Source organism: Paracoccus sp. L-17, assembly GCF_056857655.1.
The window spans coordinates 13947-28057 of sequence record NZ_JBSXNM010000044.1 but is presented as its reverse complement, the minus strand read 5'-3'; the positions used below and the strand labels follow the sequence as shown (position 1 = coordinate 28057).

Sequence of the window (14111 nt, the reverse complement as noted above, 5' to 3'; positions counted from 1 at the left end):
ATCCTGTCGCGGATACCGGCCTCCGGTTCGCGGGTCCGGCGAGGTTCAGGGACCCGGCGGCGCCCCCGAACTCCCCGGACGCGCGTGCTATTCGGCGGCGATACCGGGCGCCGCCAGATCGTCCAGAACCGCCATCGCGGCCTCGACCCCGCCATCGCGATGGGGCACCCCTGCCTTGCGCAGGCCCAGTTCGACCCCGGTCAGGGTTCCCGCCAGCGTCAGGTCGTTGAAATCGCCCAGATGGCCGATCCGGAACACCTTGTCGGCGACCCTGGACAAGCCGTTGCCCAGCGAGATGTCGTAATGTTTCAGCGCCACCTTGCGGAAGGCATCGGCGCTGTGGCCCTGGGGCATCATCACGGCGGTCAGCACACCGCTTTCCTGCCCCTGCTGGCGGCACAGCACCTCCAGCCCCCAGTGGCGCACCGCCGCGCGGGTCGCCGCGCCGTGCCGTTGATGGCGGGCAAAGACGTTTTCCAGCCCTTCGTCGCGCAGCATCGAGATCGCCTCGTTCAGCCCGAACAGCATGTTCGTCGCCGGCGTATAGGGGAAATAGCCGGTCGCGTTGCTGGCCTTCATGTCGCGCCAATCCCAGTAGGATCGTGGCATCCCGCCCGTCTCGGACACTGCCATCGCCCTGGCGCTGACCGCGTTGAAGGCGATGCCCGGCGGCAGCATCAGCCCCTTCTGCGAACCCGACACCGCCACGTCGACGCCCCATTCGTCAAAGCGGAAATCGATCGAGGCCAGCCCCGAGATCGTATCGACCATCAGCAGCGCCGGATGCCCCGCCGCGTCGATGGCCGCCCGCACCTGCGCGATCGGCGAGACCGAGCCCGTCGAGGTCTCGTTGTGGACGACGCAGACGGCCTTGATCTCGTGCGCCTTGTCCCTGCGCAGATGCGCCTCGATCGCCTCGGGATCGGCGCCGCCGCGCCAGTCGCCCTCGATGAATTCGGGGCGCAGGCCCAGTTTTTCGGCCATCTTCTTCCACATCGCGGCGAAATGACCGGTTTCATACATCAGCACCCGGTCGCCTTTGGCCAGGACATTGACCAGGGCCGCCTCCCATGCGCCGGTGCCCGAACATGGATAGATGACGACATCCTGTGCGGTCTTGAATACCCATTTCATTCCCTCCAGCGCCGCCTGTCCGACAGCGGCGAAATCGGGGCCGCGATGGTCGATCACCTGGGCGGAAATCGCGCGCAACACGCGGTCGGGGACCGGGCTGGGGCCCGGAATCTGCAGAAAATGGCGTCCTGCGCGATGTGACATGCGTTTTCTCCCTTCGCGGCATCCTGCCGCTTCCAAATGCCTTTTTAATTTTGCATTATGTATCCAATTCGGGTAGCCCGAAGTCAATAACCAAGTCGAAAGGGTCGCCCATGCTGGATCAGGCGCTGCGCAGGGAGTTTTCGGGCGAAATCCTGTTCGACACGTTTTCGCGCGGCCGCTATTCCACCGATGCGTCCTTCTACCAGATCATGCCGCAGGGCGTGGCGATCCCGCGCGGGTTTGCGGATGTCGAGGCCGCGCTGGCCGTCGCCCGCGATGCCGATGTGCCGGTCACCGGACGCGGCGGCGGCACCTCGCAATGCGGGCAGACGATCAATTCGGGGCTGATCCTCGACAATTCGGTGCATTTCAACCGCATCCTGGAACTGGATCCCGCGAACCGCCGCGTCGTGGTGGAACCGGGCATCGTTCTGGACGATCTGAACCGGGCGCTGAAACCGCACGGGCTGTGGTTTCCGGTCGATGTCTCGACCGCATCGCGCGCCACGATCGGCGGGATGGCGGCCAACAATTCCTGCGGCGGGCGGTCGCTGCGATACGGCACGATGCGCGACAACGTGATCTCGATCGAGGCGATCATGGCCGACGGCACCCTGGCGCAGTTCGGGCCGGTCGGGCCGAGGGGCGGGCCGTCCGACGCGCTGGTGGATCCGCTTCTGGCGATGGGTCGCGACCATGCGGCGCTGATCGAGGCGCGGATTCCGAAACTGACCCGGCGGGTCGGCGGCTACAACATCGATGCACTGGTGCCCAAGAACCGACCCGTCAACCTGTCCCACCTGCTGGTCGGCAGCGAGGGCACGCTGGCCTATTTCACCCGGATCGAACTGAAGTTGTGGCCGCTGGTTGGCCAGCGCGTGCTGGGCGTGTGCCATTTCCCCAGCTTCTATCAGGCGATGGACGCCACCCAGCATCTGGTTGCGCTGAACCCGCTATCGGTCGAGCTGGTGGACAACACGATGATCGGCCTGTCACGGCAGATCCCGATGTTCCGTCCCACCATCGAGCAATTCGTCAAGGGCGATCCCGCCGCCCTGCTGCTGGTCGAATTCGACGAAGGCGACGCCGCCGCCAATGCCGAAAAGCTGCGGCTGCTGGACGAACGCATGGCCGATCTGGGCTTTGACTGGCGCGCCGAGGGCAAGGGCTGGGGCGGCGTGGTCCCGATCGCCGACCAGCGCCTTCAGGGCCAGATCGCCGAGGTCCGCAAATCCGGGCTGAACATCATGATGTCGATGAAGCAAGAGGGCAAGCCCGTCTCCTTCGTCGAGGATTGCGCCGTCGAACTGCCCGATCTGGCGGAATACACGCGCGAGCTGAGCGCGGTCTTCGAACGCCACGGCACCAGGGGAACGTGGTATGCCCATGCCTCGGTCGGCTGCCTGCATGTGCGGCCGGTGCTGAACCTGAAACTGGACGCCGATGTCAAACGGATGCGCGCGATCGCCGAGGAAGCCTTTGCGCTGGTATCGAAATACAAGGGGTCGCATTCGGGCGAACATGGCGACGGGATCGTGCGGTCGGAATTTCACGAGCGCATGTTCGGGACCGAAATCACCACGCTGTTCCGCGAGGTCAAGGACCGGTTCGACCCGGATCGCCGCTTCAATCCCGGCAAGATCGTCGATGCGCCGAAGATGGATGACCGCCGCCTGTTCCGCTTTACGCCCGGCTATACGGTGGCGCCGCTGAAGACCGAATTCGACTGGTCGGCATGGCCCGGCGCCGGCGGCGGGTTTCAGGGCGCGGTCGAGATGTGCAACAACAACGGCGCCTGCCGCAAGCTGGCGGGCGGGACGATGTGTCCGTCCTATCGCGTCACCCGTCACGAACGCGACGTGACTCGCGGTCGGGCCAACACGCTGCGGCTGGCGATCTCGGGCCAGCTTGGCCCCGATGCGCTGACATCGGACGCGATGGCCGATACGCTGGCCCTGTGCGTGTCCTGCAAGGGCTGCAAGCGCGAATGCCCGACCGGCGTTGACATGGCCCGCATGAAGATCGAGGTTCTCGCCGCCCGCGCCCGCAGCAACGGTCTGACGCTGCATGACCGGCTGGTGGCCTATCTGCCGCGCTATGCGCCGGTGGCCGCGCGGCTGCACTGGCTGATGAACCTGCGCAACCGCCTGCCGCTGCTGGCGCGGCTGATGCAGCGGCCGACCGGCTTTTCCGCCGCGCGCGCCCTGCCCCACTGGTCCGCTCGCCCCTTCCGCGATGCCGAGGCGCAAGGGGCGGATGCCGATATCGTGCTGTTCGCCGATCCGTTCAATCGCTGGTTCGAGCCCGAGAACCTGCGTGCCGCGGTCCGGGTTCTGAACGCGGCCGGCAGGCGCGTGACGGTGGCCCGGCCGCTGGATGGCGGACCGCCGCTGCAATGTGGCCGCACGCTGCTGTCGGCCGGACTGGTCGACGAGGCCCGGACCGAGGCCCGCCGACTGATCGACGCGCTGTTGCCCCATATCCGTGCCGGGCGCAGCATCGTCGGGCTGGAGCCGTCCAGCCTGCTGACGCTGCGCGACGAAATTCCCGCGATGCTGCCGGGCGACGACACGGCACAGATCGCCGGCGCCGCGCTGATGTTCGAGGAATATGTTGCCGCCGAACACGAGGCCGGGCGGTGGAGTCTGCCGCTGCGCCCGCCCGGTGTTCCGGTCCTGCTGCACGGCCATTGCCATCAGAAGGCGTTGGATGTCATGCCCGCGATCCACAAAGCGCTGGCTTTGCTGCCCGAAACCGATATTCAATTGATCGAGACCAGCTGCTGCGGCATGGCCGGATCCTTCGGCTATGGACTGGAAACCGAGGCGATCTCGCGCCAGATGGGGGAACTGAGCCTGTTTCCCGCCATCCGCGCCGCGCCCGGGGATGCGATCATCGTGGCGGACGGCACCTCGTGCCGCCACCAGATCGCGGACGGGACCGGGCGCAGGGCGATTCACGTCGCCCGGCTTTTCGAACTTGCGCTCCAGGAGGCGCGTTGACGATGAACCTTTCCGCGACCCAGTTGAAGCGTCGCCCGCTGCACGAGGAACTGACCGAATCGCTGCGAAAGCTGATCGTGTCGGGCGAGTTGCAGCCCGGCCGCAAGGTGCCCGAAAAGGAATTATGCGAGCTTTACGGCGTCTCGCGGACGCCCCTGCGCGAGGCGCTGAAGGTGCTGGCGACCGACGGGCTGGTCAATCTGGAACCCAATCGCGGCGCCTGGGTCAGCCGCATCACGGTCGAGGAACTGGACGAATTGTTCCCGGTCATGGGCGCGCTGGAGGCGCTGGCGGGCGAACTGGCCTGCAAGCACATTACCGACGACGAGATCGCGCAGGTCCGCGCCCTGCACGACCGGATGTTCGCCCATTACACGGCGCGCGAGCTTGAGGCCTATTTCAAGCTGAACCAGCAGATCCATGAGACGATCCTGGCGGCCGCCCGCAACGCCACGCTGACGGTGCAGTATGGCACCCTGGCAGCGCGGGTGCGACGCGGACGCTACATGGCCAACATGACCCGCGAACGCTGGGATCAGGCCATGAAGGAACACGAGGACATTCTGGACGCACTTCAGGCCCGCGACGGCGGGCGGCTGGCGGTGATCCTGCGCAAGCATATGGAAAAGACCAGCGTGACCCTGCGCGAATGGCTGCTGTCTTCGCCCGACGAGGGTTAGGGCACCCGAATCTTCAAACCCGGGACCATGACCGGCTCTCGGTCCGTCCACGCGGCGTGAACGGATCGCAGGTTTCGGCGGGGCAGCGATAACGGGTCCAATGTCATGGTCTATATGCTGTCCTTGACGCGCTCCCACGTCCGGCCGAGATGGTCGGACATGGCGTCGCCAAGCCGCTTGCCGTCCCGATCCTTCAACGCCGCGACCATCTCTTCGTGATCGGCAACCGCGCCGGCCCATGATTCCGGTTTCTGGTTGCCGATATAGCGGATGCGCTTCAGCCGTGCCTGGATATTGGCCTGCATGTCCTGCAGCGTCGTGTTTTTCGACAGTTCGGCCAGCCGCGAGTGAAATTCCTGGTTCAGCTTGTAATAAGGCAGACGGTCGCGCTGGCGGTAACATTCCATCATCCGCTGGTGCAGATCCACAAGCGCCTGGATCTGTTCGTCGCCGGCCCGCGCACAGGCCAGTTCGCCGGCCAGCCGTTCAAGATGCGCCAGCACCTCCAGCATCGAAAAGACATCCTCGCGCGTCAGCTTGCGCACGATGCTGCCTTTCGACGGGCGAACGATCACCAGCCCCTCGGCGGCGAGTGTGCGCAGGGCTTCGCGGAACGGCGTGCGAGAGACCTCCAGTTCCTCGATCAGACGGGCCTCGTCGATTCGGCTGCCGGGCTCCAGAACGCCCTCGATGATCAGGTCCCGCACCCGACTGACGACCTGATCGTGAAGAGAACGATTTGTGATCGCGATGTTGGCCGTCATCCTGGAACCTTCACCTTTTCCTGAATTTCAAAGGCTTATGAGATCATGGCGCAGTGTAGCAAGAAAAGGATTGCTGGTCGATACCTTGCGCATGTATACAAAATACATCGATCGAATATGCAGTTCTGCATGTTCTGGGAGGAGGAGACAGCACATGAAAACCTTTCGGAAAAGCGCCGCCGGCCTGATGGTTTGCGCCGTGACGATGGCCGCGGCACCGGTCGCGGCCGAGACCTACATCGTGGCGGTGGGGGCCGCCTCGAACAGCTTGCAGGGTCGCAGCGCGGCGAAGTTCGCCGAGGATCTGCAGGCCCGGCTGGGTGATGCCGACAAGGTCGAATTCTATGCCGACGGCCAGCTGGGCGACGAGAAGGAACTGGTCCAGAAGCTGCGGCTGGGCACGGTGCAGTTCACGCTGGTATCGTCGATCATGACCAATTTCTTGCCGGAATTCGCATTGTTCGACATGCCGTTCCTGGTTCGGGACCGGGCCCATCTGAGGGCCATCGACGCCCAGATCATCCAACCCGATTTGGCGCCGAAGCTTGACGAGAAAGGCCTGCACCTGATTTCGACATGGGAGAACGGTTTTCGCCAGATCACCAACAACACGCGGCCGATCAACACCCCCGAGGATCTTGCGGGACTGAAGATCCGCACGCCGTCGTCGGAATGGCGGGTCGCGATGTTCAAGGAATGGGGCGCGAACCCGACGCCGATGGCCTTCTCCGAGGTGTTCGTCGCCCTGCAGACCGGAACGATGGACGGTCAGGAAAACCCTTTGACCAACATCGTCGGCGCGAATTTTCAGGAGGTGCAGAAATATCTCAGCCTCACGGACCACGTCTATTCGCCCACTTATCTGACCAGCGGGGCCGAGACATGGGCGGGCCTGCCCGACGACGTGAAAACGGCCGTGTCCGAAATCGCGGACGAGGTCCAGGATTGGTCGCTCGCCGAGGGCGAGAAGGCGGATGGCACGCTGGTCGAGAAGGTCAAGGCGGCGGGGGTCGAGGTGAACGACGCCGACAAGGCCGCTTTCGTCGCGGCCTCGCAACCGATCTACGATGCTTTCGCTCAGCAGGTTCCGGGTGGGGCCGATCTGGTCTCGAAGGCACAGGCGCTGGCCAAGTAGGACCGCCTCGCGGTCGGCGCGCGGCTGTCGTGCCGACCGTCTCGCGCAGGAGCACCCCATGATTGTCCAGACAGAGAAGATCCTGCTCCGGCTGATCGAGTCGATCTGCCTTGTCCTGTTGGTCGTGCTGGCCGTCGCCGTCGTCTATTCGACCACCATGCGCTATCTGGGCTCGTCACCCTCGTGGTATGACGAGGTCGCAAGCGTGCTGCTGGCATGGCTGACCTATTTCGGCGCCACCTATGCCGTGTTCACGCGGTCGCATATGGGCTTTGCAGGGCTGGTCGCTGCATTGCCGCGCGGGCCTGCCGTGGCGCTGGCCATCCTGTCGGAAATGCTGGTGGTCGCCTTCTTCGCGCTTGTCGCATGGTACGGCTATGCGGTGCTGAGGGTCGCGGCCTTCGATTCGCTGCTCAGCCTGCCATGGCTGACGCTGGATATCGTGCAATCCGTCATCCCGATTTCCGCCGTGCTGATGATCCTTGGCACCCTGATGACGATGCCGCGCGCGATCCGCGATGCGGCACGCGGCATCGACCGCGAACACGCCGAGATCGAACATGCCATCGCCGAGGCCGAGAAGGAAGCCGAGGCCCTGTCCCGCAAGGAGGACAGGCCGTGACCCTGCTTCTGACCACCGCCGCCCTGATCTTGCTGATCCTGATCAACGTGCCCATCGCGATCGCCATCGGCATCGTGTCCGTCGGCGGCTTCTACCTGACCTCGGGCAGCGCCCGTTTCTACGACATGGCGATCGCGCTGTATTCTGGCGCAACCTCGTTTCCGCTGATCGCGATCCCGCTGTTCATCCTGGCGGGCAACCTGATGAACACATCGGGCATCTCGGTCCGGCTGATCAACTTCGTCACCGCGCTGATCGGCTTCGTGCGCGGCGGGCTGGGCATGGTCAATATCGGCGTCTCGATGGTCTTCGCCGAGATTTCGGGATCGGCTGTCGCCGATGTGGCGGCGACCGGCACCGTGCTCATCCCCGAGATGAAGAAACGCGGCTATTCCCGCACGCTGGCGGCGGCGATCACCTCGTCCTCGGCCTCGCTGGCAATCATCATTCCGCCCTCGATCCCGATGATCCTTTACGGCGCCATCGCCGAGACCTCGGTGCTGAAGCTGTTCGTCGCAGGTATCGTTCCCGGCATCCTGGGCGGCGGGCTTTTGATGCTGGTCACCTATATCCTGGCGATCCGCTACGACCTGCCGCGCGCCGAGGGCTTTGATCCGTGTCACGTCTGGAAAAGCTTGAAAGAGGCCTTCTGGGCGCTGACCATGCCGGTCATCATTCTGGGCGGCATCTTCTCGGGCGTGGTGACGGCGACCGAGGGGGCCGGACTGGCCGTTCTTGCCGCGCTGATCATCGGCATCTTCATCTATCGCGATCTGGACCTGAAAAGGTTGCGCAGCACGATGCTGGAAGGGGTCAGCCAGACCGGCGTGGTCATGCTGCTGGTCGCCACCTCGGCGGCATTGGGGCTGTTTCTGACCCAGGCGCAGGTGCCACAGCAACTGGCGGCGCAGATCACGCAGATGACGACAAATCCGCTGATCGTTCTGGCGCTGCTGAACCTGCTGCTGCTGGTGCTGGGGATGTTTTTGCATGGCGCGGCCGCGATCATCCTCGTCGTGCCCGTGGTCATGCCGCTGGTCAACGCCGTGGGGATCGATCCGGTCCATTTCGGCATCATGGTGACGCTGAACCTTGCCATCGGCCAGCAGACGCCGCCGGTCGCATCGGTCCTGATCACCTCCTGCTCGATCGCCAGGTCTGGCATCTGGGAAACCTCGCGCACGAACCTGCCCTTCATCGGCGTGCTGGCCTTCGTCCTGCTGCTGGTCACCTATGTCCCGTCGGTATCGCTGGCCCTGACAGAGTATATCAAATGACCTCCGCAATCCTGCAGACCGGCCGGCCGCGCTGGTCACCTTCGGACTGGCCCATCGCCGCCGCGATGATCCCGTTTCCCGCGACGCTGCCGGACGGGCGATCGGTGCAGGAGGCGGGCCCCGTTGCCTGGGCGGCCAGCCTGTCCGAGGTCGCGGCCGCAGGCTTCGTCGCCGTCGATCCGACGGATTCGTGGCTGCGCGTTGCCGATCTGGAGGCGCCCATGCGCGCCGAGTTCATGGCGATCTGCCGCGGTCTTGGTCTGGCTGTGCCCGCCATCTCGACCGCGCGCCGCAGCGTGATCGACCCCGATCACGGTGACGCGAATCTGGCCTATTGCCACCGCGTCATCGACACGGCGGCGGAACTGGGCGCGGGCTGGGTCAGTATCGGCCTGTTCGGCCCGCTGACACGGGCGCAGCAGGACGCGACATGGTTCTGGACCCAGCCCGGCCCCCGCAACCCGGCCGATCCCGAAACCTACCGGCTGGCGCTGGATCGTGTGCGCGAGCTGGCGGGTCACGCCGGGCGCAGCGGCATCCAGCTGTCGCTGGAGATGTATGAGGATACCTATCTGGGCACCGGCGAAGGCGCCGCGCGCTTCATGACCGATCTCGATCATCCGGCCGCGAGGCTGAACATCGACATCGGAAATCTGGTCCGCCTGCATCGCCCGGTCGAGCCCTGGACCCGGATGATCGCGCGATGCGCCCCCTTCGCGGGCTATTGGCATGTCAAGAACTACTACCGCATGGAAGACAGCGCCACCGGTCGGGCCATGAGCCATCCGGCGCCGTTGCTGGGCGGCACGATCAACTGGCGGGCGGCAATCAACATGGCGCTGGATCTGGGTTTCGACAGCCCGTTTCTGGTCGAACATTACGGCGGCGACGGGCTTTGGATCTGCGCACGCAACCGGGATTATATCCGCGACATTCTGACCGAGAGGAGGCGCCGCGATGACAAGGATCTTTGACGACCCCGAAGACTTCGCGGCAACCGCGCTGGCAGGTTTCTGTTCGGCCAATCGCGACCGCGTGGCGGCGGTGCCGCATGGCGCGGTGCGGGCCGCGCCGGGCGCCGAGGGCAAGGTGGCGCTGGTGATCGGCGGCGGCTCCGGCCATTACCCGGCCTTTCTGGGATATGTGGGCGCCGGCCTTGCCGATGCCGCGGTCGCCGGCGACGTCTTCGCCTCGCCCTCGACCAGCGCCGTGGCGGGCGTGGCGCGCGCTGCCGATCGTGGCGGCGGCGTGATCCTGGGCTTTGGGAATTATGCGGGCGATGTGCTGAATTTCGGCGCCGCCGCCCGGCGGTTGCAGGACGAGGGCATCGACGCGCGCATCTTTGCCGTCACCGACGACGTGGCCAGCGCCCCCGCGGATCAGCGCGACAAGCGGCGCGGCGTGGCGGGCGATCTTCCGGTCTTCAAGATCGCGGGGGCGGCCGCGGAGGAAGGCATGGATATCGACGCCGTGGTTTCCGTGGCACAGGCCGCGAATGCCGCCACGGTCTCGTTCGGCATGGCCTTCGCCGGCTGCACGCTGCCGGGTCAACCAGGGCCGCTGTTCACCGTCGATGACGGTTTCGTGGCCCTTGGCCTCGGCATCCACGGAGAACCCGGCACCCGCACCGAAGCCATGGTTGCGGCGGCCGATCTGGCCCGGATGCTGCTGACGCCGCTGCTGGCCGAACGCCCGGACGGGCATGACGGGCGCGTCGCCGTCGTCCTGAACGGGCTGGGTTCGACCAAATACGAAGAACTGTTCGTGATCTGGCATCATCTCTCGGGCCTGATGCAGCAAGAAGGGCTGGCCATCGTCGAACCCGAGGTCGGCGAATTCGTGACCAGCCTCGACATGGCCGGTTGTTCGCTGTCGATCACCTGGCTGGACGATGATCTGGAACGGCTGTGGCGCGCCCCGGCCGACGCCCCGGCCTTTCGCAAGGGCGCGGTCGAACCGCGTCGTGCCGAGGCGCCGGTTGTCGCCGACATTATGCGCGAGATTCCGCAGGGCGGGACCGCATCGCGGGGCACGGCCGTCTGCATAGCCGACCTGATCGAGGCGCTGGCTGCGTCTCTGGCCGAAGCGGAAGAAATGCTGGGCCGCATCGACGCGCAGGCCGGCGACGGCGATCACGGGCAGGGCATGGCGCGCGGGTCGCGGGCCGCGGCCAGCGCCGCGCGCCACGCCGCGGCTTCCGGTGCCGGCGCCGCCACGACACTGGGCCTTGCCGGCGACGCCTGGGCGGATCGCGCCGGCGGCACGTCGGGGGCGCTGTGGGGCGTGGCCTTGCGGGCCTGGGGCTCTGCCCTTGGCGATGCGGATGCGGCCCGCGCGGCCGATGTGGGCCGGGGCGCCGAGGCCGCGCTGACGGCGATCACCGATCTGGGCGGGGCCCGGCCGGGCGACAAGACGCTGGTCGACGCCATGGTGCCCTTCGTCGAGGCTTTGGGCGCCGGCATCACGGCAGGGCTGGACCTTGCCCAAGCATGGTCGAAGGCGGCGGACCGCGCAACCCTTGCCGCCGAGGGCACTGCGAAGCTGCGCCCAAGGCTGGGCCGCGCGCGTCCGCTGGCCGAACGCAGCCTGGGTCATCCCGACGCGGGCGCAACCTCGCTGGCGCTGTGTGCAAGGGTCGTCGCGGACCGGCTTTCGACCCGCCGTCGGCAAGTCTGACAGCGACGGAAAGACAGGGATCGGGCCGGCGCCCGTGGCGGCCCCTGCGAAGACGACATCCGCGCGCGGTGAAACGCGCGTCAACATGAGAAGGGGCCGAAGATGCGGCTGGCATTGGCGATCGGAGATGCGGGGGGCGTGGGGCCGGAACTGGCCGCGAAACTGTTGACCCACCAGGACATGCGGGATCGGGACGTGATCGTGCTGGGCGACGCGCGGCTGCTGGGCTTGGGCGCGCGGCACGGGGGCCTCGACCTTGATCTGCCGACTGTCGCGGCGGCGGACCTGCCCGATCGACTGCCCGCGGGAAAGGTCATGGTCGATCTGGGGAATTGTCCGCCGGGCGATCTGACGCTGGGGCGCTCGAGCCAAGGGGCCGGGGCGGCCTCGCTGCAGAATTTCGCCGCGGCCCTGCGTCTGGCGCAGGCGGGCGTGGCGGATGCGGCGATGTTCACGCCCTTCAACAAGCATTCGATGCGACTGGCGCGGCCCGCCTATGTCGATGAGATCGGTTTTATCGACGCGACGCTGGGGGCGGATCGCAGCGGGCGCGAATTCAACGTGCTGGAAGAGGTGTGGAACGCCCGCGTCACCTCTCATATTCCGCTGCGCGAGGTTGCGGCCAGCCTCAGCGCCGAGCGCATCCTGTCCAGCATCCGCCTGACCGTCACGGTGATGGAGGGCGCCGGAAAGCCGGCCCCGCGCATCGGCGTCGCCGCGCTGAACCCCCATGCGGGCGACGGAGGCAATTTCGGCGAAGAGGACGAGGATATCATCGCCCCCGCCATCGAGGCGGCGCGGGCCGAGGGGCTGGATGTCGCCGGTCCGATACCGTCGGACACAGTGTTCGTGCGGGCGACGCGGGGCGAATTCGATGCGGTGCTGACGATGTATCATGACCAGGGCCAGATCGCGATGAAGCTGATGGGCTTTGATCGTGGCGTGACCCTGATCGCGGGCTACGGCTTTCCGATCGTGACCCCCGCGCATGGCACCGCCTACGACATCGCCGGACGCGGCAAGGCCGATCTTGGGGCGACGCTGGCAGCGGCGCGGCTCGGCCTGGCGCTGGCCAGGTTGAATCCCGGCCGTTCCGGCACAGGCCACCTCGCCGACAATTGGGCGACCGACCCCGTACGCTGACGGCGGAAGCCTGCGCTGACCAGGCCGAACCAACCGTTTCCCTGCGGCTCATCCGTCACGGCGATGAAGAACGCGCCGATACCGTGGCCTGTCAGGCCACGGCAAGGACGCGGAACTTCGCAGCAGGGACGGCCGGTAGCGCCAGCGATCCGATGCCGCCGCAGCACCGCGAACTGCCGGGAATGCGCTTGGGCGACAGGGCCTCGACAGGGACCTCAGCATCGCCGGAGCCCGCTTGCGCGCGCCTGCTTGAAGGCGGCACCGACGCGATCCATTCTTGCCTTCTCACGTCAAATGTCTTAGATAATTTGTATTAACAAATTTTCCGGAGCTGGCGTGTCCCTTCCACCATCCAAGGCCATGGCCCGGATCGAGCCCGCATTGACGCGGGGACGGGCCAGTCTGGTCGGGCGTCATGCGGTCGCGCAGCTGATGCTGTGGTCGGGGCTGTACTACCTTTTTCCAGCACTGACGGGGCGTATCCTGGCCGAGACGGGGTGGTCGGCAAGCATCCTCACCGCGTCCTATACGGCCGGTTTCCTGCTCTGGGCGTTTTCCTCGCCGCTGGTGGGTCGGACGATCGACATCGGTCATGGAATAGTGGCGATGCGCTGCGGAGCGCTGGTCGGTGCCAGCCTGCTCGTGGCCATGTCGCAAGCACAGACGCTTGCCGTTTTTGCCCCGCTGATGGTGCTGCTGGGGGCGTCGATGGCAGCCACCCTCTATGATCCGTGCTTCGCCATCCTGCTGCGTCGGTTCGGCGCCTCCGCAGCCAGTCCGGTCGCGACCGTGACCCTGGTGGCCGGGTTCGCCACGCTTCTGACCTTCCCGATGGTGGGGTGGCTGCTGCAAGTCACGGACTGGCGCGCGGTAATGCTTGCCGCTGCGGCCCTGGTCCTGGCTGCGGCGGTGCTGATACCGTCCGAAGGCGCGGCCCGCCCGGCGGACCGGTCGCGCCATGACATGCCCCGCGGTCGCGCCTCGCCGACGGTGCTGCTGATCGGGCTGTCCTTCGCCACGCTGATGTTCAGCCACGCGGCCCTGCTGTTCATCCTGCCCCTGCATCTGCGAAAACTGCCCGAAACCGCCGATTTCGCGCTGATCCTTCCGGCGCTGCTGGGCCCTGCGCAGATTTTCGGACGGCTGGTCTGCGCGCCACTGATCCGGCTTTTCGATCCTGTTCTGCTGGCGCGCAGCGTTTTTGGCGTGATGCTGTTGCCGCCGCTCGCGCTGCTCGTCGTACCCTATCAGGCGACAACCATCCTGCCGATCCTGCTTCTTCAGGGGGCGGGCTACGGGATGCATACGATTCTGCGGCCGGTTCTGACGCGGAACCATGTGCCGCCGTTCAGACTGGGCCGCGATCTGGGCCTGATCGCCATGATCGGGCTGGTGATGATGGCGCTTGGACCGGCGGCCGGCGGGGTCGTATGGCAAGGGGCGGGCTTTCAGGTTCTGGCGTGGCTGTTGCTGGCGATGAATCTGGTCGGTGTCCTGCTGTTGTTCCCGCTTCCGCGACGGGCAGAGCGGTGAC

General features: G+C 66.2%; 11 protein-coding genes. 9 read left to right on the top strand and 2 right to left on the bottom strand.

What is annotated here, in order from left to right; genetic code table 11:
* Nucleotides 1-87 precede the first annotated feature (87 nt).
* Complete coding sequence (locus AC13CR_RS14515; RefSeq protein WP_292956575.1) at nt 88-1278, bottom strand: pyridoxal-phosphate-dependent aminotransferase family protein; 1191 nt, start codon at nt 1276-1278, stop codon at nt 88-90.
* A gap of 110 nt (nt 1279-1388) precedes the next feature.
* Between AC13CR_RS14515 and AC13CR_RS14510 the strand changes: the two genes are divergently transcribed.
* Nucleotides 1389-4280, top strand: coding sequence for an FAD-binding and (Fe-S)-binding domain-containing protein (locus AC13CR_RS14510; protein WP_292956572.1), 2892 nt, complete (start codon nt 1389-1391; stop codon nt 4278-4280).
* 2 nt (nt 4281-4282) lie between these two features.
* The gene (locus AC13CR_RS14505) at nt 4283-4960 is read left to right on the top strand and encodes a GntR family transcriptional regulator (protein ID WP_446232215.1); all 678 of its coding nucleotides are present in this window, start codon (nt 4283-4285) and stop codon (nt 4958-4960) included.
* A 110-nt stretch (nt 4961-5070) separates the two neighbouring features.
* Here the strand turns inward: AC13CR_RS14505 and AC13CR_RS14500 are convergent, their stop codons facing one another.
* A complete protein-coding gene (locus tag AC13CR_RS14500) occupies nt 5071-5724 on the bottom strand; it encodes a GntR family transcriptional regulator (RefSeq protein WP_292956566.1) in 654 nt (217 codons plus the stop codon).
* Nucleotides 5725-5878: 154 nt separating this feature from the next.
* Between AC13CR_RS14500 and AC13CR_RS14495 the strand changes: the two genes are divergently transcribed.
* The 7 genes from AC13CR_RS14495 to AC13CR_RS14465 all read left to right on the top strand — a co-directional run bounded on the left by AC13CR_RS14495 (nt 5879) and on the right by AC13CR_RS14465 (nt 14110).
* Nucleotides 5879-6859 carry a TRAP transporter substrate-binding protein gene (locus AC13CR_RS14495; RefSeq protein ID WP_292956563.1) on the top strand — a complete coding sequence of 327 codons (981 nt, stop codon included), beginning with the start codon at nt 5879-5881 and terminating at the stop codon, nt 6857-6859.
* Between the two features lie 58 nt (nt 6860-6917).
* On the top strand, nt 6918-7481 hold the full coding sequence (locus AC13CR_RS14490; RefSeq protein ID WP_292956560.1) for a TRAP transporter small permease: 564 nt from the start codon (nt 6918-6920) through the stop codon (nt 7479-7481).
* Complete coding sequence (locus AC13CR_RS14485) at nt 7478-8758, top strand: TRAP transporter large permease (RefSeq protein ID WP_292956557.1); 1281 nt, start codon at nt 7478-7480, stop codon at nt 8756-8758. The genes AC13CR_RS14490 and AC13CR_RS14485 overlap by 4 nt, the downstream gene beginning before the upstream one ends.
* A complete protein-coding gene (locus AC13CR_RS14480; protein ID WP_292978714.1) occupies nt 8755-9732 on the top strand; it encodes a sugar phosphate isomerase/epimerase family protein in 978 nt (325 codons plus the stop codon). Before AC13CR_RS14485 ends, AC13CR_RS14480 begins: the two co-directional genes overlap by 4 nt.
* Nucleotides 9716-11434, top strand: a complete 1719-nt coding sequence (locus AC13CR_RS14475; RefSeq protein ID WP_482900859.1) for a dihydroxyacetone kinase family protein — start codon at nt 9716-9718, stop codon at nt 11432-11434. The genes AC13CR_RS14480 and AC13CR_RS14475 overlap by 17 nt, the downstream gene beginning before the upstream one ends.
* A gap of 102 nt (nt 11435-11536) precedes the next feature.
* Nucleotides 11537-12577, top strand: a complete 1041-nt coding sequence (locus tag AC13CR_RS14470; protein WP_446232213.1) for a 4-hydroxythreonine-4-phosphate dehydrogenase PdxA — start codon at nt 11537-11539, stop codon at nt 12575-12577.
* Between the two features lie 360 nt (nt 12578-12937).
* Nucleotides 12938-14110: an MFS transporter gene (locus AC13CR_RS14465; RefSeq protein WP_298857949.1), complete on the top strand. Its 1173-nt coding sequence runs from the start codon at nt 12938-12940 to the stop codon at nt 14108-14110.
* Nucleotide 14111 lies beyond the last annotated feature (1 nt).

Coding starts and splice junctions, on each gene's coding strand:
- AC13CR_RS14515 (WP_292956575.1), bottom strand. CDS start 1,278: ATGTCACATCGCGCAGGACGCCATTTTCTGCAGATTCCGGGCCCCAGC.
- AC13CR_RS14510 (WP_292956572.1), top strand. CDS start 1,389: ATGCTGGATCAGGCGCTGCGCAGGGAGTTTTCGGGCGAAATCCTGTTC.
- AC13CR_RS14505 (WP_446232215.1), top strand. CDS start 4,283: ATGAACCTTTCCGCGACCCAGTTGAAGCGTCGCCCGCTGCACGAGGAA.
- AC13CR_RS14500 (WP_292956566.1), bottom strand. CDS start 5,724: ATGACGGCCAACATCGCGATCACAAATCGTTCTCTTCACGATCAGGTC.
- AC13CR_RS14495 (WP_292956563.1), top strand. CDS start 5,879: ATGAAAACCTTTCGGAAAAGCGCCGCCGGCCTGATGGTTTGCGCCGTG.
- AC13CR_RS14490 (WP_292956560.1), top strand. CDS start 6,918: ATGATTGTCCAGACAGAGAAGATCCTGCTCCGGCTGATCGAGTCGATC.
- AC13CR_RS14480 (WP_292978714.1), top strand. CDS start 8,755: ATGACCTCCGCAATCCTGCAGACCGGCCGGCCGCGCTGGTCACCTTCG.
- AC13CR_RS14475 (WP_482900859.1), top strand. CDS start 9,716: ATGACAAGGATCTTTGACGACCCCGAAGACTTCGCGGCAACCGCGCTG.
- AC13CR_RS14470 (WP_446232213.1), top strand. CDS start 11,537: ATGCGGCTGGCATTGGCGATCGGAGATGCGGGGGGCGTGGGGCCGGAA.
- AC13CR_RS14465 (WP_298857949.1), top strand. CDS start 12,938: ATGGCCCGGATCGAGCCCGCATTGACGCGGGGACGGGCCAGTCTGGTC.